20 protein-coding genes are annotated in these 23,097 nt (G+C 68.0%); 14 read left to right on the forward strand and 6 right to left on the reverse strand.

Features of this window, described 5'->3' with window-relative positions:
* The first annotated feature begins 58 nt into the window (after window positions 1-58).
* Window positions 59-1,243: a zinc-dependent alcohol dehydrogenase gene (locus G1H10_RS04090; RefSeq protein ID WP_163732996.1), complete on the forward strand. Its 1,185-nt coding sequence runs from the start codon at window positions 59-61 to the stop codon at window positions 1,241-1,243.
* Window positions 1,244-1,301: 58 nt separating this feature from the next.
* Window positions 1,302-2,630 carry an NAD(P)/FAD-dependent oxidoreductase gene (locus tag G1H10_RS04095; RefSeq protein ID WP_163732998.1) on the forward strand — a complete coding sequence of 443 codons (1,329 nt, stop codon included), beginning with the start codon at window positions 1,302-1,304 and terminating at the stop codon, window positions 2,628-2,630.
* A 67-nt stretch (window positions 2,631-2,697) separates the two neighbouring features.
* Here the strand turns inward: G1H10_RS04095 and G1H10_RS04100 are convergent, their stop codons facing one another.
* On the reverse strand, window positions 2,698-3,801 hold the full coding sequence (locus G1H10_RS04100) for a baeRF2 domain-containing protein (protein WP_163733001.1): 1,104 nt from the start codon (window positions 3,799-3,801) through the stop codon (window positions 2,698-2,700).
* Window positions 3,802-3,971: 170 nt separating this feature from the next.
* Between G1H10_RS04100 and G1H10_RS04105 the strand changes: the two genes are divergently transcribed.
* On the forward strand, window positions 3,972-4,706 hold the full coding sequence (locus G1H10_RS04105; RefSeq protein WP_163733003.1) for a GAF and ANTAR domain-containing protein: 735 nt from the start codon (window positions 3,972-3,974) through the stop codon (window positions 4,704-4,706).
* Here G1H10_RS04105 and G1H10_RS04110 read toward each other — a convergent pair.
* Together G1H10_RS04110 and G1H10_RS34400 are read right to left on the reverse strand one after the other, a co-directional pair.
* A complete protein-coding gene (locus tag G1H10_RS04110) occupies window positions 4,645-5,529 on the reverse strand; it encodes a SigB/SigF/SigG family RNA polymerase sigma factor (protein WP_216852883.1) in 885 nt (294 codons plus the stop codon). The genes G1H10_RS04105 and G1H10_RS04110 overlap by 62 nt on opposite strands.
* Before the next feature lie 396 nt (window positions 5,530-5,925).
* Entirely contained in the window at window positions 5,926-8,349 is a 2,424-nt protein-coding gene (locus tag G1H10_RS34400) for a Tex family protein (RefSeq protein WP_163733006.1), read from the reverse strand.
* Window positions 8,350-8,542: 193 nt separating this feature from the next.
* On the opposite strand from G1H10_RS34400, the gene G1H10_RS04120 reads away from it, so the two are divergent.
* From G1H10_RS04120 to G1H10_RS04150, 7 genes are all read left to right on the forward strand, one after another.
* The gene (locus G1H10_RS04120) at window positions 8,543-9,064 is read left to right on the forward strand and encodes a gluconokinase (RefSeq protein WP_163733009.1); all 522 of its coding nucleotides are present in this window, start codon (window positions 8,543-8,545) and stop codon (window positions 9,062-9,064) included.
* 152 nt (window positions 9,065-9,216) lie between these two features.
* Window positions 9,217-10,659 carry an NADP-dependent phosphogluconate dehydrogenase gene (gene gnd, locus G1H10_RS04125; RefSeq protein ID WP_163733012.1) on the forward strand — a complete coding sequence of 481 codons (1,443 nt, stop codon included), beginning with the start codon at window positions 9,217-9,219 and terminating at the stop codon, window positions 10,657-10,659.
* Between the two features lie 40 nt (window positions 10,660-10,699).
* A complete protein-coding gene (locus G1H10_RS04130; protein ID WP_163733015.1) occupies window positions 10,700-11,737 on the forward strand; it encodes a class I mannose-6-phosphate isomerase in 1,038 nt (345 codons plus the stop codon).
* A 58-nt stretch (window positions 11,738-11,795) separates the two neighbouring features.
* Window positions 11,796-12,404 (forward strand): class I SAM-dependent methyltransferase, encoded by a 609-nt coding sequence (locus G1H10_RS04135; RefSeq protein ID WP_163733018.1) that lies wholly within the window; start codon window positions 11,796-11,798, stop codon window positions 12,402-12,404.
* Between the two features lie 32 nt (window positions 12,405-12,436).
* A complete protein-coding gene (locus G1H10_RS04140; protein WP_163733020.1) occupies window positions 12,437-12,976 on the forward strand; it encodes a TrmH family RNA methyltransferase in 540 nt (179 codons plus the stop codon).
* Window positions 12,977-13,043: 67 nt separating this feature from the next.
* On the forward strand, window positions 13,044-13,505 hold the full coding sequence (locus tag G1H10_RS04145; RefSeq protein WP_163733022.1) for a DoxX family protein: 462 nt from the start codon (window positions 13,044-13,046) through the stop codon (window positions 13,503-13,505).
* A 135-nt stretch (window positions 13,506-13,640) separates the two neighbouring features.
* Window positions 13,641-16,100, forward strand: a complete 2,460-nt coding sequence (locus G1H10_RS04150; RefSeq protein WP_163733025.1) for a transglycosylase domain-containing protein — start codon at window positions 13,641-13,643, stop codon at window positions 16,098-16,100.
* Between the two features lie 33 nt (window positions 16,101-16,133).
* On the opposite strand, the gene G1H10_RS04155 is transcribed toward G1H10_RS04150, so the two are convergent.
* Both G1H10_RS04155 and G1H10_RS04160 read right to left on the reverse strand, forming a co-directional pair.
* Window positions 16,134-17,462: a ferredoxin--NADP reductase domain-containing protein gene (locus G1H10_RS04155; protein ID WP_163733029.1), complete on the reverse strand. Its 1,329-nt coding sequence runs from the start codon at window positions 17,460-17,462 to the stop codon at window positions 16,134-16,136.
* 88 nt (window positions 17,463-17,550) lie between these two features.
* Window positions 17,551-17,868, reverse strand: a complete 318-nt coding sequence (locus tag G1H10_RS04160; RefSeq protein WP_163733031.1) for a DUF2795 domain-containing protein — start codon at window positions 17,866-17,868, stop codon at window positions 17,551-17,553.
* Between the two features lie 290 nt (window positions 17,869-18,158).
* On the opposite strand from G1H10_RS04160, the gene pstS reads away from it, so the two are divergent.
* The 4 genes from pstS (at window position 18,159) to pstB (ending at window position 22,345) form a co-directional block, all read left to right on the forward strand.
* Complete coding sequence (gene pstS / locus G1H10_RS04165; RefSeq protein ID WP_216852884.1) at window positions 18,159-19,355, forward strand: phosphate ABC transporter substrate-binding protein PstS; 1,197 nt, start codon at window positions 18,159-18,161, stop codon at window positions 19,353-19,355.
* A 127-nt stretch (window positions 19,356-19,482) separates the two neighbouring features.
* Complete coding sequence (gene pstC, locus G1H10_RS04170) at window positions 19,483-20,442, forward strand: phosphate ABC transporter permease subunit PstC (protein ID WP_163733036.1); 960 nt, start codon at window positions 19,483-19,485, stop codon at window positions 20,440-20,442.
* A complete protein-coding gene (gene pstA / locus G1H10_RS04175; RefSeq protein ID WP_163733039.1) occupies window positions 20,442-21,545 on the forward strand; it encodes a phosphate ABC transporter permease PstA in 1,104 nt (367 codons plus the stop codon). The genes pstC and pstA overlap by 1 nt, the downstream gene beginning before the upstream one ends.
* 20 nt (window positions 21,546-21,565) lie before the next feature.
* Complete coding sequence (gene pstB, locus G1H10_RS04180; RefSeq protein ID WP_163733042.1) at window positions 21,566-22,345, forward strand: phosphate ABC transporter ATP-binding protein PstB; 780 nt, start codon at window positions 21,566-21,568, stop codon at window positions 22,343-22,345.
* Between the two features lie 94 nt (window positions 22,346-22,439).
* Here pstB and G1H10_RS04185 read toward each other — a convergent pair whose 3' ends face one another.
* Window positions 22,440-23,096 (reverse strand): arsenate reductase ArsC, encoded by a 657-nt coding sequence (locus tag G1H10_RS04185; RefSeq protein WP_312856522.1) that lies wholly within the window; start codon window positions 23,094-23,096, stop codon window positions 22,440-22,442.
* Between the last annotated feature and the right edge of the window lies 1 nt (window position 23,097).

Genomic DNA, 23,097 nt, shown 5'->3' on the forward strand with positions numbered 1-23,097 from the left:
GCCGGGTATCGGCGACCACGACGAGCCACGACGACGCACACAGCGAAGGGAAGCGTCCATGAAGGCACTGACGTGGCACGGCAAGCGGGACGTGCGGGTCGAGAACGTGCCCGACCCACGGATCGAAGAGCCCACCGATGCGATCGTCGATGTGACGACGACGGCGATCTGCGGTTCGGATCTGCATCTGTACGAAGTCCTGGGGCCGTTCCTGGACGAAGGCGATATTCTCGGCCACGAGGCGATGGGTGTGGTGCAGGAGGTCGGGTCTGACGTCAGCCACATCCGGCCCGGCGACCGCGTCGTCATGCCGTTCAACATCTCGTGCGGCACCTGCTACATGTGCGAGCGGCAGCTGTACGCCCAGTGCGAGACCACGCAGGTGCGCGAGCATGACAAGGGCGCGGCGATGTTCGGCTACACCAAGCTGTACGGCTCAGTGCCCGGCGCCCAGGCGGAGCTGTTGCGGGTGCCGATGGCTCAGTTCGGCCCGATCCCGGTACCCGAATGGGGCAGCGATCAGCATTGGCTGTACCTGTCCGACATTCTGCCCACGGCATGGCAGGCGGTGCAGTATGCAGGTGTCGGCGACGGCAGCACCGTGGCGGTGCTCGGGCTCGGCCCGGTGGGACAGTTCGCCACCAGGATCGCCAAGCACCGGGGCGCCCGGCGGGTGATCGGGGTCGACTCGGTGCCCGAGCGCCTGGATCGGGCGGCATCCTTCGGCGTCGACGTGGTGGACATGACCGAGGTGGACGACCTCGTCCAGCATCTGGTGACGATGGCCGACGGCCGCGGGCCGGACGCGACGATCGACGCCGTGGGCATGGAGGCGCACGGCTCGCCCGGTGCCAAGCTGCTGCAGTCGGCGGTGAACGCGTTGCCCGATGCGGTGGCGGAGCCGATGGCCGAACGGTACGCGATCGACCGTCTGGACGCGCTGCACACCGCTATCCGCGCGACGCGGCGGGGCGGCACGGTATCGATCAGCGGGGTGTACGGCGGCGCTGCCGACCCGATGCCGATGCTCGAGATGTTCGACCGGGGGCTGCAGATCCGCATGGGGCAGGCGCATGTGCGCCGTTGGACGGCAGAGCTGATGGCGCTACTCGGGGAGAACGACGTGTTCGGCGTCGACGACTTCGCCACCCACCAGCTCCCACTGGACGAGGCGCCGTCGGGCTACGAGATGTTCCAGCAGAAGTCGGACGGGTGCATCAAGATCATCCTGAACGCCTCCTGACCTCGAACGTGGAACGGTGAGCGCGTTTGCCGTGGGCGGCACCGGGTAAGCGCGGGGCATGACCGATGATCCCACTCTGCGCCCGCGCGTGCTCGTGGTCGGCGCCGGTTACGCCGGCCTGCACGCCGCGCGCCGGTTACAGTCGAAACTCCGCCCGAACGAGGCATCCATCACCGTCGTCGATCCGCGGCCGTACATGACGTACCAGCCGTTCTTGCCGGAGACCGCATCCGGCGCCATCGAGCCGCGGCACGCCGTCGCCCCGCTTCGGGCGATGCTCAAGCGTTGTCAGGTATTGACGGGACGAGCGATCGGCATCGACCTGGAACGCCGATCGGTGCGGGTCGATGTGGTCGACGGCAACGAGGTGGATATCGGGTACGACCTGCTCGTCCTGGCCCCCGGATCGGCTTCCAAGACACTGCCGGTGCCGGGGCTGAGCGAGCAGGCGGTCGGGTTCACCACCCTCGGTGAGGCGGTGTACCTGCGTAACCACGTGCTCTCCCAGCTGGACCGGGCCGCCAGCACGATCGATCCGGTGCAGCGGAACAAGCTGCTGACCTTCATGTTCGTCGGCGGCGGCTATGCCGGCATCGAGGCATTGGGTGAACTGGAGAACATGGCCCGGTTCGCCGCACAGCGCTACTATCCGACGCTCGACCCGGCCGAGATGCGGTGGATGCTGGTGGAAGCCGTAGACAGGATCATGCCGGAGGTCAGTCGATCGCTGGCGGACTACACCGTCGAGGTGTTGCGGCGTCGTGGCATCGAGGTGCGCATGGAGACGACCGTCGACACCATGGAGGGCGGTCACGTCACCCTGTCCGACGGCGCCGAGTTCGATGCGGGCACGGTCGTCTGGACGACCGGCGTGGTGGCCGCACCTGTCATCGCCGAGGCCGAGTTCGAGCACGACAAGCTGGGTCGTGTGCAGTGCACACCCTCCATGCAGGTCAAGGGTGTGCCGAATGTCTTCGCCGCGGGCGACTGCGCCGCCATACCGGACCTGACCTCGGAGGAGGAAGGGGCGACCTACCCGCCGACCGCACAACACGCGGTGCGTCAGGGGAAGCTGCTGGCCGACAACATCCGCGCCATTCTCCGGGGACGGCCGGTGCGGGCCTTCGCGCACCGCAGCTCCGGCGCGGTGGCGACACTCGGATTACATCAGGGCGTCGCCGAAGTGTACGGCGCCAAGGTGCGCGGCCTGCCGGCCTGGATGCTGCACCGGCTGTATCACCTGTCGCAGATGCCGACAGCGAACCGCAAGTCTCGGGTGCTCGCCGACTGGGTGCTCGATTCGATGTTTCCCCGGCAGGTGGTGGCCATCGGGGAGTTGCACCGGCCGCGCCAGGAGTTCGCCGAACAAGCCCAGCGGCGTGACTGAACCTGAGCACATCGCGCAGCGACGTTGCTGGGCCCAGCCGCGGCTACCACTGCGGCAGCGCCGCCGGCTACCAGCGCAGCAGCGCGGATATTCCGTCGTCGGCCATCGCCCACGAGCCGACCTGAACCTCCGCACCGGTCATCGCCGCCGCGCAGAGCACGGTCAGATCGGCACGCAGTCCGGCGTGCTCCGCCGCGCCGGCGGGAAGGACGATGCCGGGATAGCGGGCCGGGTCGATCGTGCGGGCGGATGCGGCGTCCGGGGCGATGAACGCGGTACGTACCTGGCCCTGCGCCAGCCGGGGCAGTACGGCATCGATGCCTGTCGCGGCCGCACCGTGCCGGCCGGCCTCCTGCTCGAACTCTCGGACCGCTTCGAGCTGGTCGGCGGCGACGACCTTCCGGATCGCTTCGTCGACGGCGTGGTCCAGCGCTTGCCGCGACGTGCCGTCGGCGCGGCCGCCGGTCTCCAGATTGACCAGAAGCGAGCGGGTACGCTCACCGACGGCATGCTGGATCTCGCCTTGGGCCCGCAGGTCTCCGGCGACGGCCACCATCCGCACGCCCGATTCCACCTGGTGCTCGATCTCGGCGGCGACGTTCTCGGCGTTGTGTCGCCAGGTGTTCTCCGCGCGCCGTTGGTACCGCTTGTGCGACCAGCCACCCACCAGCACCTTGGTCATGTGCTCGGTATCGCCGTGTACGTCCGCCGTCGCCTCCGGCGTCTCCGGCCACGCGTCGTACCGTTCGAAGTCGGCGCCTTCCCGGTCCGCCAGCACCACCAGCAGCGGCAGCATGGTGTTGCGGTCGGCGAGCCACGCGACCAGGTCCGGCAGCGGGCCCCAGGTGAGGGCCGTGTGATCGCCCGGGGCCGTCACGACATCGTCCAGCAGGATGCGCCCGTCCGCCGCGACGACCATCCGGGCGGCCGCACCGGCCGCGTGGTGCCCGGCTTGGATCCGCTCGCCGGTCAGGTCGACGAGATCCTCTGGTGCACCGTTCCGGAGCAGATCCTCGCGCGCGGAGCGCCAACGTACGTTGAGCTGATGGACGGCTTCCTCGACATCGCGGCGGACGTCGAGGTAGACGCTGAGAAAGGGTCCCGGGTGCTGGCAGATCTCTTCCACAAGCCGGGTGTTCTTCACATTGTGCGCGAGGTTGTTCGCGACCATCCGGACCTCCCGTGGTACTGCGGAATGAAGTCGCACCGGCTGTCCGGCCGGTGTCTGTCTGTGCTGGTTACCCACGTGCGGCAGGCGTCATGTAAAGACCGGCGTGAATGTGTTGGCGTGGGCGGGATTACGAGTGACGATGGTCCTGAGAGACCCCGCGAGGGGAACCGGTGGGCACCGGACCGCAGACGGTCGAGTTCTACGGCACGGCGGAGGTAACAGTGAGTTCTGACGAGGCGCTCGCGCTGGCCGAGCTGGCGAAGAATCTCGCTGACGTGCCGGTGCTGGACCGTACGGTCGAACGAGTGGTGCGCTGTGCCACCGAATTGACCGCTGCCGAGGACGGCAGCGTCGTGCTCGTGCGGGGGGCGCAACGGCTGGAACCGCTCGGCGCCTCCGATGAGGCGGCTGAGCAAGCCGACGCGTGGCAGGACCGGCTGCATGAGGGGCCGTGCGTGAGCGCCGCACGCGAGCACCGATCCTTCCTGGTCCGCGACGTCATGCAGGACGATCGTTGGCCCAGGTGGGGTCCGATCGCGGCCGACCTGGGCGTGCGCGGGGCCGTGAGCACCTGCCTGTCCACCCGGCGACGCACGGTCGGCATGCTCAACCTCTACACCTCGTATCCGGATCGATTGGACGATGCGGATGCGGCTCGCGCGCAAGCCGTGGCCGACCATGCCGCAGTGGCGATCGATAACATGCGTGAGGAGTCCGACCTGCGCCGGGCCATGGAGACACGGAATGTCATCGGCCAGGCGCAGGGACTCCTCATGGAGCGCTACGAACTCGACGCGCGCCGGGCGTTCGAGGTGTTGCGGCGCTACTCTCAGGACACCAACGTCAAGCTGCGCGACGTCGCCGAGCAGCTGGTTGAGACCCGGAAGCTTCCCGACGACCTTTGACGTGCCCGTCCCCCGCCTCCAGGCTCCCCAGCCGGGTCCGCAGGTGGCCCAGGATCCGCGCCAGTAGCCTGGAGACCTGCATCTGAGTCACACCCAGCTCCTGCGCGATCTCCTGCTGCGTCCAGCCATGGAAGAACCGCAGGTACAGGATTCGCTTGTCCCGTTCCGGCAGCTCGCGACAGAGCGGCTGGAGCGCCGTCGTCGCCTCCGAGCGGTCGAAGTTGCCGTCGTCGGCGCCGAGCAGGTCGGACAGTGAGGTTCCCTCCTCGGTTCGTGTCGGGGCGTCGATCGACACCGGTGTGTAGCAACTGCGGCACGACAGCGCCTCGTTCACGTCGGCGACCTCTTCGCCGAGGTGGTCGGCGAGCTCCTCCGGGCTGGGCGAGCGGCCCAGGGTCTGGGACAGGTGGGAGGTGGCGGCCGTGATCTGACGATGCAGATCCTGGATCCGGCGGGGCGGCCGAACCGTCCATCCCTGGTCACGGAAGAAGCGTTTGATCTCGCCGGTGATCGTGGGCATGGCGAACGAGATGAAGTCGATGCCGCGGTCCGGAGCGAACCTACGCACCGCATTGACCAGCCCGACGTACGCCACCTGGGTGACGTCGGACTGCTCCTCGGAGCGCTTGGCGTAGCGGCGTGCGATGGACTCGGCGAGCCCGGTGTTCAGGACGATGACTTCGTCCTGAAGCCTGCGACGCTCCTCATCATCCGGGGCGGCCGCCGCTTCCTTCAACAGACGGTGTGTCAGCTCGACACGGTCGCCATCGTCACGATTCGAGGTGTGGTTGGAGCGACGGGGTGTGGTCATCGGAGCGGACACAGCGAACACCTACTCAGAGCTTTTGAGCTTTGTGCGTGGCTGCTGCTTAACCACTTCGTTATAAACCACCGAAACATGGAGTGCGGCGTATGTCAACGCCTAATCCGAGATGAAGAGGAAAACCACCATAAGCACCACGAAGGCACTGATCAGGAAGGCCGCCAAGGGCACAAAGAACCTGGGTCGGAACGACTTGCGTGGGTCGTCCGACCGGCCGTGGTGTTCAGTGGACATGGCGCCTGAGGTACCCGGACCAGGGCCGTTCAAACCGGTACGGCCCTGACCGCGACATTCCTCCGGCCGGTCGGCGTGCGGGCCCAGAGACTGGAACGGACCAGTCTGTCGTCAAACTGGCCTCCCGGCCGTGCGCGACGTGGCCGACGCCGCCCGTGCCCGCTAATCCTTGGGGAGCTGGTAGCCGGCACGGCGCAGGGCGTCAGCGATGGCGCCGTCGGGAGCCGAGTCGCCGCGACCGCCGCGACCCCGGTCACGACCGCGCCCGGTACGGTCATCCCGTCCCTTGCCGCGACCTCGGTCGCCTCGGCCCGGCGACGGACGGTTCGCCGACGAACCGCCGCGGCGTTCGCCGTCGCCGGCGGACTGGCGCCGGTCCGTGCCGGGAGCGGGAACCTCGTCGTCGAGGCGGAGTGTGAGCGAGATGCGATTCCGAGGGACGTCGACCTCGAGGACCTTCACCTTGACCACGTCGCCCGGCTTCACCACGTCCCGCGGATCGTTGACGAACTCGTGCGACATGGCGGAGATGTGCACCAGGCCGTCCTGGTGTACGCCGACGTCGACGAACGCGCCGAACGCGGCCACGTTCGTCACCACGCCCTCCAGCCGCATCCCCGGCTTCAGGTCGGCCACCGTCTCCACACCCTCGGTGAATGTGGCGGTCTTGAACGACGGGCGCGGATCGCGGCCCGGCTTCTCCAGCTCGGCGAGGACATCGGTGACCGTGGGCAGGCCGTAGGCATCGTTCACGAAGTCCGACGGCTTCAGGCCGCGCAGCGCACGCCCGTTGCCGAGCAGCGTCTTCACGTCGCCGCCGGCCGCCTGGGCGATCCGTCGAGCCAGCGGATACGACTCCGGGTGCACACTGGAGGCGTCCAACGGCTCGTCGCCGCCCCGGATACGCAGGAAGCCGGCCGACTGCTCGAAAGCCTTCGGTCCCAGCCGCGGCACCTTCTGCAGCGCCGCACGGGAGGGGAACGGGCCGTTCGCCTCGCGATGCGCCACGATGTTCTCCGCCAGCCCACCGCTGATTCCGGAGACCCGGGCGAGCAGCGGTGTCGAGGCGGTGTTGAGGTCGACACCGACCGCGTTCACGCAGTCCTCGACCACCGCGTCGAGCGAGCGCGACAGGTCCGACTCGGACAGATCGTGCTGGTACTGACCGACCCCGATCGACTTCGGCTCGATCTTGACCAGCTCGGCGAGCGGATCCTGCAGGCGCCGGGCGATGGATACCGCGCCACGCAGGGACACGTCCAGGTCAGGCAGTTCGCGCGAGGCGAACGACGACGCCGAGTACACCGACGCGCCGGCCTCGGAGATCATGATCTTGGAGAGCTTCAGGTCCGGGCAGCGCTTCACCAGATCGCCGGCCAGCTGGTCGGTCTCGCGTGAGGCTGTGCCGTTGCCGATCGCGATCAGTTCCACGTGGTGCTCGCGAACCAGCTTCTCCAGCACCACCAGAGCGTCATCCCACTGCCCCTGCGGCTTGTGCGGATAGGTGGTCGTCGTGGCGACGACCTTGCCGGTGGCGTCGACGACGGCGACCTTCACACCGGTCCGGTAGGCAGGGTCGAGCCCCATGGTCGGACGGGTGCCGGCCGGGGCGGCGAGCAGGAGGTCGCGCAGGTTGCCGGCGAAGACCCGGATAGCCTCCTCCTCGGCGGCCTGTCGTACCCGCATGCGCAGGTCGACCGAGAGGTTGACCATGATCCGCGTCCGCCACGCCCACTGGACCGCCTTGGCCAGCCAGGCGTCCGCGGGGCGGCCGCGGTTGTCGATCTCGAACCGGGCGGCGATGGCGGACTCGTACGGGTTGAACGTGCCGGTGGCGGCCGGCGCGTCGTCGTCGGGATTCGGCTCCACGGTGAGATCGAGGACCTCCTCCTTCTCACCGCGGAAGAGAGCCAGCGCCCGGTGCGACGGCAACTTCGCCAGCGGCTCGGAGAAGTCGAAGTAGTCGGCGTACTTCGCGCCCGACTCGGCAGCGCCGTCCCGGACCTTCGCCACCATGTGGCCTCGCGACCAGACCCGTTCCCGCAGGTCGCCGATGAGGTCGGCGTCCTCGGCGAAGCGTTCCACCAGGATGGCCCGGGCGCCGTCGAGGGCGGCCGCCACGTCCGGGACGCTCTCGGTCAGGTAGGCCCGCGCGGTGGTCTCCGGATCCTGGCCCGGATCGGACAGCAGTCCGTCCGCCAGCGGCTCCAGCCCGGCCTCGCGGGCGATCTGCGCCTTGGTCCGTCGTTTCGGCTTGAACGGCAGGTAGATGTCTTCCAGCCGGGCTTTCGTCTCGGCGGCCATGATCTGCGCCTCGAGCGCCTCGGTCAGCTTGCCCTGCTCACGGATCGAATCGAGGATCGTCGTGCGGCGTTCCTCGAACTCGCGCAGGTAGCGCAGCCGCTCCTCCAGCGTGCGGAGCTGGGCGTCGTCGAGCATCCCGGTCGCCTCCTTGCGATACCGGGCGATGAAGGGCACTGTCGACCCCTCGTCCAGCAGCGCAACAGCGGCGCGGACCTGACCTTCGCGCACGCCGAGTTCCTCGGCGATCTTCTGAAACACCCAGTTGGGCGTGGTAGCTGTCACGACCTCGACCTTCGACCTCTCGCGTCGGCACCTGCAGACTCTCGACGGGTCATTCTGCCCGATGGCCCGGTCCTGCTAGTGTCGAGGCGCGACTGCGGGGCACGGGTGGGCAGGTTTGCCTGCCCGGATGCCGGGGGAACGCAGGTCGTGTGCCGCCAGCCCGTGGACCGCCGCGGGCGAAGACCACAGGAGGATGCTGGTGCTCCAGACTCCCCAGCACATCGTCGTCATGGGTGTGTCCGGATCGGGAAAGACCACCGTGGCGAAGCTGCTGGCACGACGGCTGGCGTGGCCATATGCCGAGGGGGACGACTTCCATCCGGAAGCCAATGTCCAGAAGATGGCCGCGGGTAAGCCGCTGGAGGACGAAGACCGGTGGCCCTGGCTGCGCGCCGTGGCCGACTGGATGTCGGCGCAGGCCCGGGACAGGCGCAGCACCGTGGTGACCTGCTCGGCGCTGCGGCGCGTCTATCGGGACGTGCTGCGGGAGGCCGACGGCGCGGTCCGGTTCGCGCATCTGTCCGGCGAGTTCGACGTGATCGGCGAACGGATCGCCTACCGGTCCGGACACTTCATGCCGTCGTCCCTGCTGACCTCTCAGTTCGAGACCTTAGAGGAGCTGGAAGAGGACGAGGACGGGATCGCGGTGGACGTCGACCGAGGCCCGGAGGAGATCGCCGACGCCGTTCTGGCCGGCCTCGACCTTCGAGCCTGACCCGGTGATCTCTGATCCGGTGAACCTGGAGGCACTCATCCAGCGCGCGAACGCCGAGTGCTTCACTGTTGCTGCAGAGTCCGTCCTCGACCTGATGGCGCAGTCCCGTCGGGGTTCTGGGCCGGACTCCGAGGCTGAGATGAGGAGTGAGCATGGCTGAAGACCGACTGGCGGACGTAGCGGTGACCGGCCTCGGGACGATGGGGCGGAATCTCGCCCGCAACTTCGCCCGGAACGGTTTCCGCGTCGGCGTGCACAACCGCAGCAGGGAACGTACCGACGCGCTCATGGCCGAGTTCGGGCAGGAAGGCGACTTCGTGCCGGCGACTGGACTGGACGAGCTCGTGCAGGCACTGGAGCGGCCGCGCCGGGTGGTGATCATGGTGCCGGCGGGCGGGCCGACCGATGCCGTCATCGATGAGCTGATTCCGCTGCTGGATTCCGGTGACATCATCATCGACGGCGGCAACGCGCACTACCGGGACACCCGCCGCCGGGAGGCGGACCTGCGGGAGAAGGGCCTGCACTTCGTCGGGATGGGTGTCTCCGGCGGTGAAGAGGGAGCGCTGCTCGGGCCCAGCATCATGCCGGGCGGCACCGCGGAGGCCTATGCCGCGCTGCAACCGTTACTGGAGAAGATCGCCGCCGAGGTGGACGGCACGCCATGCTGCACGCACGTCGGGCCGGACGGCGCCGGACACTTCGTCAAGATGCTGCACAACGGCATCGAGTACGCGGACATGCAGCTGATCGCCGAGAGCTACGACCTGATGCGCAACGGCCTCGGTATGGAGCCGGCCGAGATCGCCGAGGTCTTCACCGCGTGGAACGACGGGGACCTGGAGTCATTCCTGGTGGAGATCACCGCCGAGGTTCTCGCGCACACCGACGGCGACACCGGCAAGCCGTTCGTGGACGTGGTGCTGGATCAGGCCGGGCAGAAGGGTACCGGCCGCTGGACGGTGATCGCGGCGCTCGAGCTCGGCATCCCGGTCAGCGGCATGGCCGAGGCCGTCTTCGCCCGTGGACTCTCCAGCGACGTGGGCCGGCGCGAGGCCGCGCAGGGTGTGCTGACCGGGCCCTCCACGCCGGCGACGGTCGAGGACCGGCAGCGATTCCTCGACGACATCCGGGATGCGCTGTACGCATCGAAACTGGTCGCCTACGCGCAGGGCTTCGACACCATCCGCACCGCCAGCGAGGACTTCGGGTGGGACATCGACCTCGGCGCGATGGCCACTATCTGGCGTGGGGGATGCATCATCCGTGCCCGCTTTCTGGATCGGATCCGGGAGGCCTACGACCGCAACCGCGACCTTCCGTCGCTGTTGGTGGATGACTACTTCAGCCAGGCGGTGTCCAACGGACAGGACGGCTGGCGGCGGGTGGTGGCGACCGCGGCGCAGCTGGGTGTCCCGGTGCCGGGCTTCAGCAGCGCCCTGTCGTACTACGACGGGCTGCGTGCGCCACGGCTGCCGGCGGCGCTGATCCAAGGGCAGCGCGATCTGTTCGGCGCGCACACCTACCAGCGGATCGACCGGCCCGGCACCTTCCATGTCGACTGGTCCGGCGATCGCTCCGAGGAAGAACGCTGATCCGCCCGTGCCCGGGATTCGTCAGCCGGATGGAGTTCTCGTGCGCCCCGTGATCCTGCCACCGCACCTACCGCCGACGTTCTATCGGGGCGCCGGACGGATCGCCGACTTCCGCGGCGACCGCACCGGCGTCGTGCCACGGGACCGGCCGGAGGACTGGATAGCCTCGACCGTCAGCCGCTTCGGCGACCCGGGCTCCGGACTGACGGCGCTACCCGACGGACGACTGCTCCGGGACGCGGTCGACGCCGATCCCGCCGGCTGGCTCGGCCCCGCGCCAGCGACGTCGGTGGCGGCGGGGCGGCCGGCGCCGTCGTCGCTGGCGGTTCCGCTGGTGAAGTACCTGGATGCCGGCCAGCGGCTGCCCGTGCACGTGCACCCGGACGATGCGTTCGCCCGCTCCCGGCTGGATGCCGCGCAGGGCAAGACCGAGGCGTGGCTGATCATGGAGGCGCCGCCGGGAGCACGGGTCCACCTCGGCTGGCGGGACGAGATGCCGCTATGGCGGCTGGTCGATCTGGTTCGACGGCAGGACATCCCGGCGATGCTGGAGGCGATGAATCCGGTACCGGTCGGCCCGGGCGACGTCATCCTGGTCCCGGCCGGCACCGCCCACGCGATCTGCGAAGGCGTATTCCTGGTGGAGGTCCAGCAGGCGGCCGACCTCTCCGTCCTGCTGGAGTGGCAGGCGTTCCTGCCCGACTCGAGCCAGGCGTTCGGCGGGGCGGAGCTCGACGTCGCGCTCGGCTGCGTCGATGTCGCGCCGCTCACCGACGATGTGCTGTCGGAGCTGATCATCCGGGGGGCACGTGATCGAGCGGCGTCCGGTGAGGCGGTGGTGCGGCTGATGCCGGAGCCCGCGGACGGGTATTTCGGCGCGTGGCGGGTGCGGGACGGCGGCGTCCTGCCGGCCGGCTATTCGACCGTCGTCGTGCTGGACGGAGCCGGAACCCTGGTGGGCGAGGGCTGGACGACGGCGATCGAGCGCGGGATGACGCTGGCGGTGCCATACTCCGCCGGTGAGTGCCGGGTGACGGGGGCCGCGACGGTCGCCGCCTTCACGCCGGCCGCGCGCTGAGCGCGTGCGGCGTACGATTGAGCAGCGCCACGGGGTCGATGGGAGAGCGGGAGAAGAAGTGCCGGAACGGGGTGAGCACTACTTCTCTGCGACGCCGCGCGCCGGTAGCCGGACCGACACCGTGCGGGTGCGGTTGGACGACGTCGAGCTTGATCTGACCACGGACACGGGCGTGTTCTCGCACGGCCGGCTCGACGCGGGGACCCGGGTGTTGCTCGCGCAGGCGCCGATGCCGCGGATCCGCGGCGATATCCTCGATCTGGGTTGCGGATACGGGCCGATCGCGCTCACCTTCGCCAGCCGGCGGAAACGGACCAAGGTGTGGGCGGTGGACGTCAACGAGCGCGCACTGCACCTGGTCCGGCTGAACGCCGGGGCCGCCGCTCGTGGCAACGTCGTCGCCGCCGCACCGGACGAGGTGCCCGAGGAGGTGCGCTTCGCCGCGATCTATTCGAATCCGCCGATCCGGATCGGTAAGGCGGCGCTGCATGAGCTGCTTCAGCGGTGGCTGAGCCGGTTGCTGCCGGGCGGCACGGCAGTACTCGTCGTACACAAGCACCTCGGGTCGGACTCGCTCGCCAAGTGGCTCACTGAGCAGGGCTTTCCGACCACGAGGCTGGTGTCGGAGCGGGGCTATCGGCTGCTTCAGGTCGAGTCACATCGCTGACCCACCGACGACGAGGAGAGAGGAGCGGCGACGTGTCGCAATTGCGGGGCACCGACCTGAAGCGGCTGCACCGGTCGTGGAAGCGGCGCAGCACGGCGCGGATCGCGTTGCTGCTGGAGGGCGTGCAGTCGCCGTTCAATGTCGGCGCCATCGTGCGTACGGCGGCGGCACTCGGTGTCGAGCATCTCTACGCGGTGGGCCGGACCGCGTCACCGGGTGACGCCAAGGCGCAGAAGCTCGCCATGGGCACCGACCGGTACCTGGACGTGCGAAGCTTCAGCGACGTCGCCGACGGGATCGCGCGGGCGCGCGAGGACGGGTACCGGGTGATCGGCCTGGAGCTCACCCATGATGCCCAGCCGCTCCACCAGCTCGAGCTCGGTGCGGACGAAGTCTGTATCGCGGTCGGCGCGGAGGACCACGGCCTGTCCGCGCCATGTCTGGGCTCGTGCGACGCCGTCGCCTACATCCCGCAGATCGGCAAGGTGGGATCGCTGAACGTCGCCACGGCCGCGGCGTTGGCCTGTTACGAGATTCGGCGACAGGATTGGACGTCGTCCGACGCGTCGTAGCTTTTTCCGCTCCATGCCGGCGTGTCGCAACCCGGGTCGCCCGGGTGCCGCGTAGTGCAATGTGATCATGAATCCGTCGCGCGCTCTGCATGACGTCGCCTGTCTGCTTCTGCGGCTGGTGCTGGCGGTCGTCTTCGTCGCGCACGGCTGGCAGAAGTTCTACGACTGGACGCTCGACGGTACGCGGGAGACGTTCACCGAGATGGATGTCCCCTTCGCGGACGTGGCCGCGCCTGGGGTGGCGGTCCTCGAGCTGGTGGGCGGCGGGATGCTCGGCCTCGGCATCCTCACCAGGCTGGTCGCGGCGGCGTTCTCCGGCGTGATGGTCGGTGCGCTGGTGCTGGTCCACGCTGAGAACGGAATCTTCATCGAGGACGGCGGGATCGAGCTGGTCCTGGTGCTGGCCGGCGGATGTGCGGCGATCGTCCTGCTCGGGCCCGGCCGGATTCGGATGGACCGGATGCTCGTCCGGTGGTTCTCCAGCGAAGAGGAAGAGGTGGTCGAGGTCGCGCCGAAGCGGCGAAAGTAGCCTGCCGCCCCGCGCAGCGGCGCGCGCCGGGGAACTCCGGCGGCTCGGCGAAGCGTTGGGCTGAGGTGAGTCTGGCCACATATTGCCAACAACGTGGCAACAGATCAACGACGACGCGCATACGATCGAACGAGCATGAATGAGCTACCGCCTGACAAGGAGGACCTGAACGCCGCGCGCTCAGGTCCGAAGTATCGCGCTACCTCGAAGAAGGGGTGGCGACGCTTCTTCACCTGGAAGGCGTTCCTGCTCTATTTCCTCGGTTTCCTGCTGCTCGGCGCGGGCGCCGTCACGTACCTGTTCGTCACGATCGACGTCCCGGAGCCGAATGATTTCTCCACATCCGAAACCACGATCGTCGCCTTTGACGACGGCGAATCGGAACTGGGCCGGTTCAGTGTTGAGAACCGGGAGATCGTCAACACCGAGGACATCCCCGACACGTTGAGGAACGCCGTGGTCGCGGCCGAGGACCGTAGCTTCTACGAGAACCCGGGCTTCTCCATCACCGGCACGGCGCGCGCCGCCTGGCAGCAGTTGACCGGCAGCGCGTCGGCGGGCGGCGGGTCGACGATCACTCAGCAGTACGTCAAGAACTACTACCTCACCCAGGATCAGACCTGGACCAGGAAGCTCAACGAGCTGGTCATCGCGGTCAAAGTGGATCAGGAGACGGACAAGGACCAGATCCTCACCGACTACTTGAACACGATCTGGTTCGGCCGTGGCACGTACGGGGTCCAGACTGCGTCGCAGGCGTACTTCGGCGTCGATGTGGCGGAGCTGGACCTGGCGCAGAGCGCGGCCTTGGCGGCCATCCTCCGCTCGCCGAGCTTGTACGATCCGACGGTCAGCGAGGACAACGCGGACCGGTTCGAGCAACGCTTCGACTACGTGCTCAACGGCATGGTGGAGATCGGTGCGATCGACCAGCAGACCGCGGCTGAGACCGAGCTGCCCGAGATCCAGGACGAGGTCCGGGAGAACCGCTATGGCGGGCCGAAGGGCTACCTGCTGAAGATGGTCAGGGACGAACTCCTGACGCTCGGATTCACCGAATCGGAGATCGACAGCGGCGGGCTCCGGGTGACGACGACCTTCAACGAGCGTGTCCAGGACGTCGCCCAGCGGGCGGTCGACGAGGAGCGGCCGACCGAGAACGCCGACGGCGTACGTGTCGGTCTGGCGTCGGTGCGTCCGGGCGACGGTGGCATCGTCGCTCTGTATGGCGGGCCGGACGCCGTGGAGCAGTCCGTCAACGACGCGGTCGACGCGCGGATCCAGCCTGGGTCGACCGTCAAGCCGTTCACCCTCGCCGCGGGGTTGGAAGAGGGCTATTCGCTGTACAGCGGCTTCGCCGGAAACTCTCCGTACGAGGCGGAAGGCCTCGGCCCGCCGGTGGCGAACCAGAACGACGTCTCGTACGGATGGTCTGTGGATCTCACCCGGGCCACAGCGAACTCGATCAACACGGCGTTCGTCGATCTCACCTACAACATCGGTTCGCAGACCGTGGTCGACGCCATGGTCCGGGCCGGGATACCCGAAGATGCCCCCGGCCTGGACCCGAACGCACGTGTGACGCTCGGCATCGCCTCCGTGTCGCCGCTGGAGATGGCCGAGGCCTACGCCACGCTGGCCGCACAGGGGATGCACGCCGACACATATACGGTGTCGGAGGTCCGGGATTCCTCGGGCGAGGTCGTGTACGAGCACGACGGTGAGACGCGCCGCGCCTTCGACGAGGACGTGATGGCGGACGTCACGTATGCGATGACGCAGGTGGTCGACGGTGGAACCGGGGCGAGGGTGCGTGAGTTGGGCTTCGACCGGCCGGCCGCCGGTAAGACCGGAACGCACCAGGATCAGACCTCCTGGTTCGCCGGCTTCACGCCGCAACTGGCGACGACCGTGGCCTACTTCCGCGGCGACGGCACGGATTCGCTCGACGGTGTCGGCGGCATGGAGAACTTCGCCGGCGGGGGATATCCGGCGACCACCTGGACCGCCTTCATGAAGTCCGCGCTCCGAGACGAACCGGTCGCCGAGTTCCCCGAGCCTGCGTACGTCAATGCCTACACCCCAGTTGCTCCGCCCAGCGGTGAGTACTACGACGATGACTCGTCCGGCGGCGGCGATGCGTCCGGCTACAGCGAACCTGACGAAGAAGAGTCAGACGAGTCCGGCGGGGACGAATCCGGTGGTGACCAGTCGGGCGGTGATGAGTCCGGCGGTGATGAGTCCGGCGGTGATGAGTCCGGCGGTGATGAGTCCGGCGGTGATGAGTCCGGCGGTGATCAGTCGGGCGGTGATGAGTCCGGCGGTGATGAGTCCGGCGGTGATGAGTCCGGCGGTGATCAGTCGGGCGGTGATGAGTCCGGCGGTGATCAGTCGGGCGGTGATGAGTCCGGCGGTGATGAGTCCGGCGGTGATCAGTCGGGCGGTGATGAGTCCGGCGGTGATGAGTCCGGCGACGTCTGGGGCGGCGAGGACGGCGACGGTACGGGGACGAGCAGCGCCTCGGCACTCGGCGACGAGACCGCCTACACCAGGCCGACGGCATACCGGTCGGGAGTGACCCGCGTCCTGACGTAGGCCGGTTCCGACCCGCGGCTGGCTCCCCGGGGGTCACGTGCGCTGCGCGATGACCCTCAGGACGGTCTCCAGATCGTCGACGACGATCGGGTCGCCACCGTGCGGCCTGCCCAGCTCGGCTTCGTACGCTTCGAGCCGGTGCCAGTCGTCCCAGGTCAGCAGTTGGGTGTTCCGCTGATCGAGCAATGCGGTCAGCTCTTCAGGAGAGCCGTCCGGGACGGGCAGCTCCGGCAAGTCGCCGAGAATCGACGCAGCCACCTCGCCGGCGTCCGGACGATTGGTCCCGATGACGCCGGTCGGGCCGCGGCGGAGCCACCCGGTGACGTACATACCTGGTAGCGGTCCGTCATCGCCGACCACTCTGCCGTCGGCTGATGGAATGGTGCCGCTCCCGTCGTCGAACGGGAGACCGGGCACGGCCGTTCCGCGATAACCGATCGCGCGCACCACCATCTGCGCAGGCAGGATCGTGTCCGGGGCCGAGGCCCTCGGCACGGCACGCGTCGGTTCCACCTGGACGCCGTTGACGGCCGTGTCACCGAGAATCCGGACCGGGCGCCGCCAGAAGTGGAAGTGGATGCGGCGCGCGGCCGGGTTGGGCGAGCGCTCGGCCCACTCCCCGAGGACGGTGACCGTGGTCTTGGCCTGCCGCCGGTTCTCCACCTCGGCCTGATCATCGGGGCTGAGGACGAGGTCATCGGGTTCGACGACCACGTCGACCCCGTCGAGCTTGCCGATCTCCCGCAGCTCCGGCGAGGTGAACTTGGCCTGGGCAGGTCCTCGCCGAGCCACCAGATGGACGTCGGTCAGCGTGCTCGCCTTGAAGGCATCCACCACCGGGCGCGGCATGCTCGTGCCGACCAGTTCGTCGGGGTCGCGGGCGAGCAGCCGAGCGACGTCGAGGGCCACGTTTCCGGCGCCGATCACGACGGCGGACCGGAGATCGTCCGGGAGGGTGATCTTGGGTGCGTCCGGATGTCCGGTGTACCAGGCGACCAGCTCCGACGCGCCGAACGAGAAAGGCAGGTCCTCGCCTGCGATACCGAGCTCACGGTCGCCACGCATGCCGGTGGAGAAGACGACGACGTCGTAGCAGCGACGGAGGTCTGCCACAGAGATGTCTTGGCCGACGGTCACGTTGCCGAAGTAGTGCGCGTCGGCGTAGTCGAACCCGGCCGCCAGCACCTTCGAAATCGTGCGGGTCTTCGGGTGATCCGGGGCCACGCCGTATCTGACCAGTCCGAACGGTGCCGGCACTGCCTCGAAGACGTCAACCCGCCGAAACGCGTCCGCCTCCAGCAGATTGGCGAGCAGGTACAGGCCCGCCGGCCCTGCTCCGACGATCGCCGCTGTCCGCTTCATTGCGCGTACCTCCACCAGCCCATTCAATCAGGCGGAGGCGGCCGGCGACAGACATGATCTTCACCCACTCGCCCGGAGCTCCGCGGCGTCAGCTGCCCCTGTTCTCACCGACCTCGTCGGCGATCGGATGCCCGGGGGTGTCCTTGTTCTGTTCGGACAGCCCGGGGTGGGTATGCATGCGACGCTGCGCCGCCTGGTCCGCGGGCTCTCGCTCGGGCCCCAACGGCACCGAGCGTTCGACCTCGGCCATGTTGGAGTAGTGCACCGGCGGCATGGCACGGAGAACGCGGATCGTGTCCTGATCGGCGTGCGCCCGCTCCGCATGAGTCACGAGATCGTCCTTGCCGGCCGGAAAGTCGACGTCGGACAAGGCTCGGTGTAGTCGCTCGACATCGGTGGTTGTCATCGCGTTACCTCCTCTGTCTCGCCTCGATACCCGCTGCGGTGTCTCCTAGTACCGGATGGCACGGCTGGCCTCTGTCATCAAACCGAGACCGCTGTGGCCTGGACGTTGTGACCACGCCGCAACGGCACATGTGGTCTGTTCACCTGAAAGTCGGCCGGCGGACACGAAATCGACGGTCAAGTGACCGTCGGCATTCATGCTCCGTTCACCCTCTGCGGGCCGCGGTGTCACTTCGCTTTCCTACCTTCGGCACGGTAAAGGACGCATAAGTCCAGGAAGGGACATCCAACGTGAAACTCAGCATTGCGCGCCGCAAGCTGGCTCCCGTCGCTGTCGTTGGCGCTGCTGCCTTGGTGCTGGGCGCCTGTGGCTCGGATCCTGACACCGATTCGGACAACAGCGACGACGGCGACACCACCTCCGAGGGGGAGGACACCGACACCAGCGGTGAGGGTGGCGAGGACACGGCCGAGGGGGACGCCGAGGGCGACGAAGGCGCCATGGCCGACCTGTCCGGCACGCTCAACGGTGCGGGCGCGAGCTCGCAGGAAGCCGCCGTTCAGGCCTGGATCGCCGGCTTCCAGTCGCAGTACCCGGACGTCACGGTCAACTACGCACCCGAGGGGTCCGGCGCGGGGCGTGAACAGTTCACCTCCGGTGCGGTTCCGTTCGCCGGCACCGACGCTGCGCTCGACGAGGAGGAGATGGCTGCGGCCGAGGAGGCCTGCGGCGCTCCGGCAGTGAACCTCCCGCTGTACATCGACCCGATCGCGGTCCCGTACAACCTCCCCGGCGTGGACAACCTGCAGCTCGGCCCGGAAACGCTGGCAGGGATCTTCAACGAGGACATCACCAACTGGAACGACCCGGCGATCGCCGAGGACAACCCGGAGGCCGAGCTTCCGGACCTGCAGATCACGCCGGTGCACCGCTCCGACGAGTCCGGCACCACGGAGAACTTCGTGGAGTACCTGGCGGCGGCCGCGCCCGACGTCTGGACGCATGAGGTCAGCGGTGACTGGCCGTCGGGTCTGACCGGTGAGGCCGGTGCCCAGACTCCGGGCGTGCTCCAGGCGGTCGATGCTGCTGAGGGCACCATCGGTTACACCAGCGCCGCGGCCGCGGGCGACCGTACCACCGCCGCCATCGGTGTGGGTGAGGAGTTCGTCGAGTACTCCGCTGAGGCCGCCGCGGCCGTCGTCGAGAACTCGCCGCTGGCCGAAGGGCGTGCGGAGAACGACCTCGCTCTCGAGCTGGCACGGGACACGACCGAGTCGGGCAACTACCCGATCGTGCTCGTCTCGTACACCGTGGTGTGCACGGCCTACTCGGACGCCGCCACCGGTGACCTGGTGAAGGCATGGGTCGGCTACGTCGCCAGTGACGAGGGCCAGCAGGCTGCGGCCGACGCGGCCGGCTCCGCGCCGATCTCGCCGGACATGCAGAGCCAGGTTCAGGGAATCGTCGATTCGATCCAGGTCGGCTGATCCATTCGATCGCGATGGTGATCGTACGTCGCCGGGCGGTTTACACTCCTCTGCGGAGCGGGCCGCCCGGCGTCGTGCGCCTCGCGTACTGGTCGGTCCAACAGCGCACAGAGCCCGGAGTGGAGACGTGACGACCACGACGAAAGCACCGCCGGAGGCGGACCAGCGGCCTAGTGGCCGACGCGGCAGTGTCCGGCCGGGTGACCGTAACTTCTCGATCGCCGCACGTGCGGCCGGCATCCTCATTCTGATCGTGCTGGCCGGCGTCACGGTCTTCCTCGTGTCGGAGGCGCTCCCGACGTTCCAGGCTGATCCGTCTGAGATCGAGGGCGGGGAGGGCTTCTTCTCCTACGTATGGCCGCTCGTTTTCGGGACTCTCGTCGCGGCCCTGATCGCCCTGATCGTCGCCACACCGCTGGCGCTGGGGATCGCCCTGTTCATCTCGCACTACGCGCCACGACGGATGTCCCAAGGCCTGGGGTACGTCGTGGACCTGCTGGCGGCGATCCCGAGCGTGGTCTACGGTCTTTGGGGGATCCAGTGGCTGGCGCCGAATGTGCAGGGCGCGTGGGCATGGCTAGCCGAGAACCTCGGATTCATACCCCTGTTCACCGGACCGGCTTCCGCGACGGGCCGAACCATGATGACCGCCGGTCTGGTGCTGGCGGTGATGGTCCTCCCGATCATCACCGCGGTCTCTCGCGAGGTGTTCCTGCAGACACCGAAGCTGCACGAGGAGGCCGCGCTCGCGCTCGGCGCGACCCGGTGGGAGATGATCCGGATGTCGGTCATCCCCTTCGGCAAGCCCGGCGTGATCGGTGGGGTCATGTTGGGCCTCGGCCGAGCCCTGGGTGAGACGATGGCGGTCGCGATGGTGCTCTCCACCGGCGGGTTCACCTGGTCTCTGGTCAGCAGTGGCAACAACACGATCGCCGCGGAGATCGCCCTGGACTTCCCAGAGTCCTCCGGGCTGAAGACCAACACCTTGATCGCAGCCGGTCTGGTGCTGTTCGTCATCACGCTGGGAGTCAACATGCTCGCCCGCTGGATTGTGTCGCGCCGCAAGGAATTCTCGGGGGCCAACTGATGAGCGCCGCTACGTCCACGCCGCGTGCGACCAGCACGCTCACCAGCAACCAGTTGCATCGATTCGCGCCCGCCGGACTCCTGGTCGCCGCGGCCGCTGTATCGGCAGGGCTGGCAGCTGTCATCGGTTTCAGCATCCCGTTGTTCGTCTTCTTGGGCATCGTGATCTTCGCCGCCGCACTGACCGCGGTCTCCGCGGCCGTCGAGGGCCGGCGTAAGGCCACCGACAGACTGGTCACGACGCTCGTCGTCACCGCGTTCGCACTCGCGCTGATACCGCTGATCGCCGTCGTCTGGTCGGTGATCGGCAATGGCTTGAGCGCGTTCGGGGTCGACTTCCTGACCACGTCGATGCGGAACGTGACAGGCCTGCAGGATCAGCAGACCATGCAGGATGGCGCGCCGCTGATCGGCGGCGCCTATCACGCCCTGGTGGGAACGCTGATCATCACGGCCCTGGCCACGGCCATCTCGGTTCCGATCGGCCTGATGACCTCGATCTACCTGGTCGAATACGGCCGCGGACGACTCGCCCGGGCGATCACGTTCTTCGTCGACGTCATGACCGGTATCCCGTCGATCGTGGCCGGCCTGTTCGCGGCGGCGCTGTTCGCGGTGCTGTTCGGGGTCGGCACCCGGAACGGCTTCGCCGGTGCCGTCGCCCTGTCTGTTCTGATGATCCCGGTTGTCGTACGCTCGAGTGAAGAGATGCTGCGCATCGTCCCGAACGAGTTGCGGGAGGCCGCTTATGCGCTCGGCGTGCCGAAGTGGCGGATGATCGTCAGGGTGGTCATCCCGACGGCCATCTCAGGTATCGCCAGCGGCGTGACATTGGCGATCGCGCGCGTGGTCGGCGAGACGGCCCCGCTGATCGTGACGGCGGGGTTCACGTCATCGATCAACACCAACCCGTTCAGTGACTGGATGATGTCGCTGCCCTCGTACGTTTACAGTCTGGCCATGCGTCCTCTCTCCGGCAGCGAACCTCAGCCGAGTCTCGATCGAGCGTGGGCAGCGGCGTTCACACTGGTGATCATCGTCATGCTGCTCAACCTGATCGCTCGGCTCATCGCCAAGGCGTTCGCCCCGAAGACCGGCCGCTAGAAACCAAAGAGGTCCACACTATGTCCAAGCGCATCGACGTCGGCGATCTGAATATCTATTACGGAGACTTCCTCGCTGTCGAGGGCGTGTCGATGGAGATCGAAGCCCGCTCGGTGACGGCGTTCATCGGCCCGTCTGGCTGTGGGAAGTCGACCTTCCTTCGGGCGCTGAACCGGATGCACGAGGTCATCCCGGGCGCGCGGGTTCAAGGCAAAGTCATGCTGGACGGCGAGGACCTTTACGCCTACGGCGTCGATCCGGTCAACGTCCGGCGCCAGATCGGGATGGTGTTCCAACGGCCCAACCCCTTCCCGACGATGTCCGTCCGGGACAACGTGCTGGCCGGGCTGAAGCTGAACAGCAAGCGGATGAGCCGGTCGGAGGCCGACGAGGTGGCCGAGCGGTCTCTGCGCGGTGCCAACCTATGGAACGAGGTCAAGGACCGTCTCGACAAGCCCGGTGCTGGGCTCTCCGGCGGTCAGCAGCAGCGGTTGTGCATCGCCCGCGCGATCGCCGTGCAGCCGGAGGTGCTCCTGATGGACGAGCCCTGCTCGGCTCTGGACCCGATCTCGACCCTGGCCATCGAGGACCTGATCGGCGAGCTCAAGCAGAACTACACCATCGTGATCGTGACGCATAACATGCAGCAGGCGGCTCGGGTGAGTGATCGCACGGCCTTCTTCAACATCGCCGGCACCGGCAAGCCGGGCAAGCTGATCGAGATGGACGACACCACCAAGATCTTCACCAAGCCAGGCGTGAAGGCGACGGAGGACTACGTCTCCGGCCGGTTCGGCTGATTCCGTACGCGGCCGGCCCGACCGGCGCCGCGGCGCGCTGAGTACGCGACGTCGGCCCCGGCCGGGCTGTCGCCGGGGCCGACGTGGGCATCGTTCAAGGCGCGACCGGCACACCCAGTTCGTCCAGCAGGTTGCGTACCCGGCGCTCGATCTCGTCCCGGATCGGGCGCACGTCATCGACTCCCTGACCGGCCGGATCTTCCAGCACCCAGTCCTCGTAACGTTTGCCGGGAAAGACCGGGCACGCGTCTCCGCAACCCATAGTGATCACCGCGTCGGCGGCTTGGACGATCTCGTCGGTCCACGGCTTGGGGAATTCCTTCGAGATGTCGATGCCGCGCTCCGCCATCGCCTCGACGGCGGCGGGATTGACTTCGACGCCGGGTTCGGATCCACCCGACCAGGCGACCGCCCGGCCGCCGGCCAGGTGCTCGAAGAAGCCGAGCGCCATCTGCGACCGGCCGGCGTTGTGCACGCAGAGGAACAGCACGGTCGGAAGGCCCTCGTCGTGCTTGCCCTCAACCTTGGCGAGCGCGCGCAGCCGCTGCCGGGCGAACCGCTCGGCCATGAGCGGCAGGAAGTTCGGGATCCGTGCCGAGTCGGCGAACTGGTCGAAGCTGGAATCCAAGAACCGGACGATCGTCTCGGTGTTGAAGACGCCGGCGAACTCTTCGCCGAGCCGCTCCGCAGCCATGCGCAGGGCGAGGTCACGCTCGAGGGCGAGCCGGTCGTCGTGGTCAGTCTCGGTCACA

Source organism: Phytoactinopolyspora halotolerans, from assembly GCF_010550675.1.
In the GTDB taxonomy this organism is placed as follows: Bacteria; Actinomycetota; Actinomycetes; order Jiangellales; family Jiangellaceae; genus Phytoactinopolyspora; species Phytoactinopolyspora halotolerans.

Excerpts from the sequence above, each read along its gene's own strand:
- G1H10_RS04090 (WP_163732996.1), top strand. The coding sequence starts at position 59 with ATGAAGGCACTGACGTGGCACGGCAAGCGGGACGTGCGGGTCGAGAAC.
- G1H10_RS04095 (WP_163732998.1), top strand. The coding sequence starts at position 1,302 with ATGACCGATGATCCCACTCTGCGCCCGCGCGTGCTCGTGGTCGGCGCC.
- G1H10_RS04100 (WP_163733001.1), bottom strand. The coding sequence starts at position 3,801 with ATGGTCGCGAACAACCTCGCGCACAATGTGAAGAACACCCGGCTTGTG.
- G1H10_RS04120 (WP_163733009.1), top strand. The coding sequence starts at position 8,543 with ATGCTGGTGCTCCAGACTCCCCAGCACATCGTCGTCATGGGTGTGTCC.
- gnd (WP_163733012.1), top strand. The coding sequence starts at position 9,217 with ATGGCTGAAGACCGACTGGCGGACGTAGCGGTGACCGGCCTCGGGACG.
- G1H10_RS04145 (WP_163733022.1), top strand. The coding sequence starts at position 13,044 with ATGAATCCGTCGCGCGCTCTGCATGACGTCGCCTGTCTGCTTCTGCGG.
- G1H10_RS04150 (WP_163733025.1), top strand. The coding sequence starts at position 13,641 with ATGAATGAGCTACCGCCTGACAAGGAGGACCTGAACGCCGCGCGCTCA.
- G1H10_RS04155 (WP_163733029.1), bottom strand. The coding sequence starts at position 17,462 with ATGAAGCGGACAGCGGCGATCGTCGGAGCAGGGCCGGCGGGCCTGTAC.
- G1H10_RS04160 (WP_163733031.1), bottom strand. The coding sequence starts at position 17,868 with ATGACAACCACCGATGTCGAGCGACTACACCGAGCCTTGTCCGACGTC.
- pstA (WP_163733039.1), top strand. The coding sequence starts at position 20,442 with ATGAGCGCCGCTACGTCCACGCCGCGTGCGACCAGCACGCTCACCAGC.
- pstB (WP_163733042.1), top strand. The coding sequence starts at position 21,566 with ATGTCCAAGCGCATCGACGTCGGCGATCTGAATATCTATTACGGAGAC.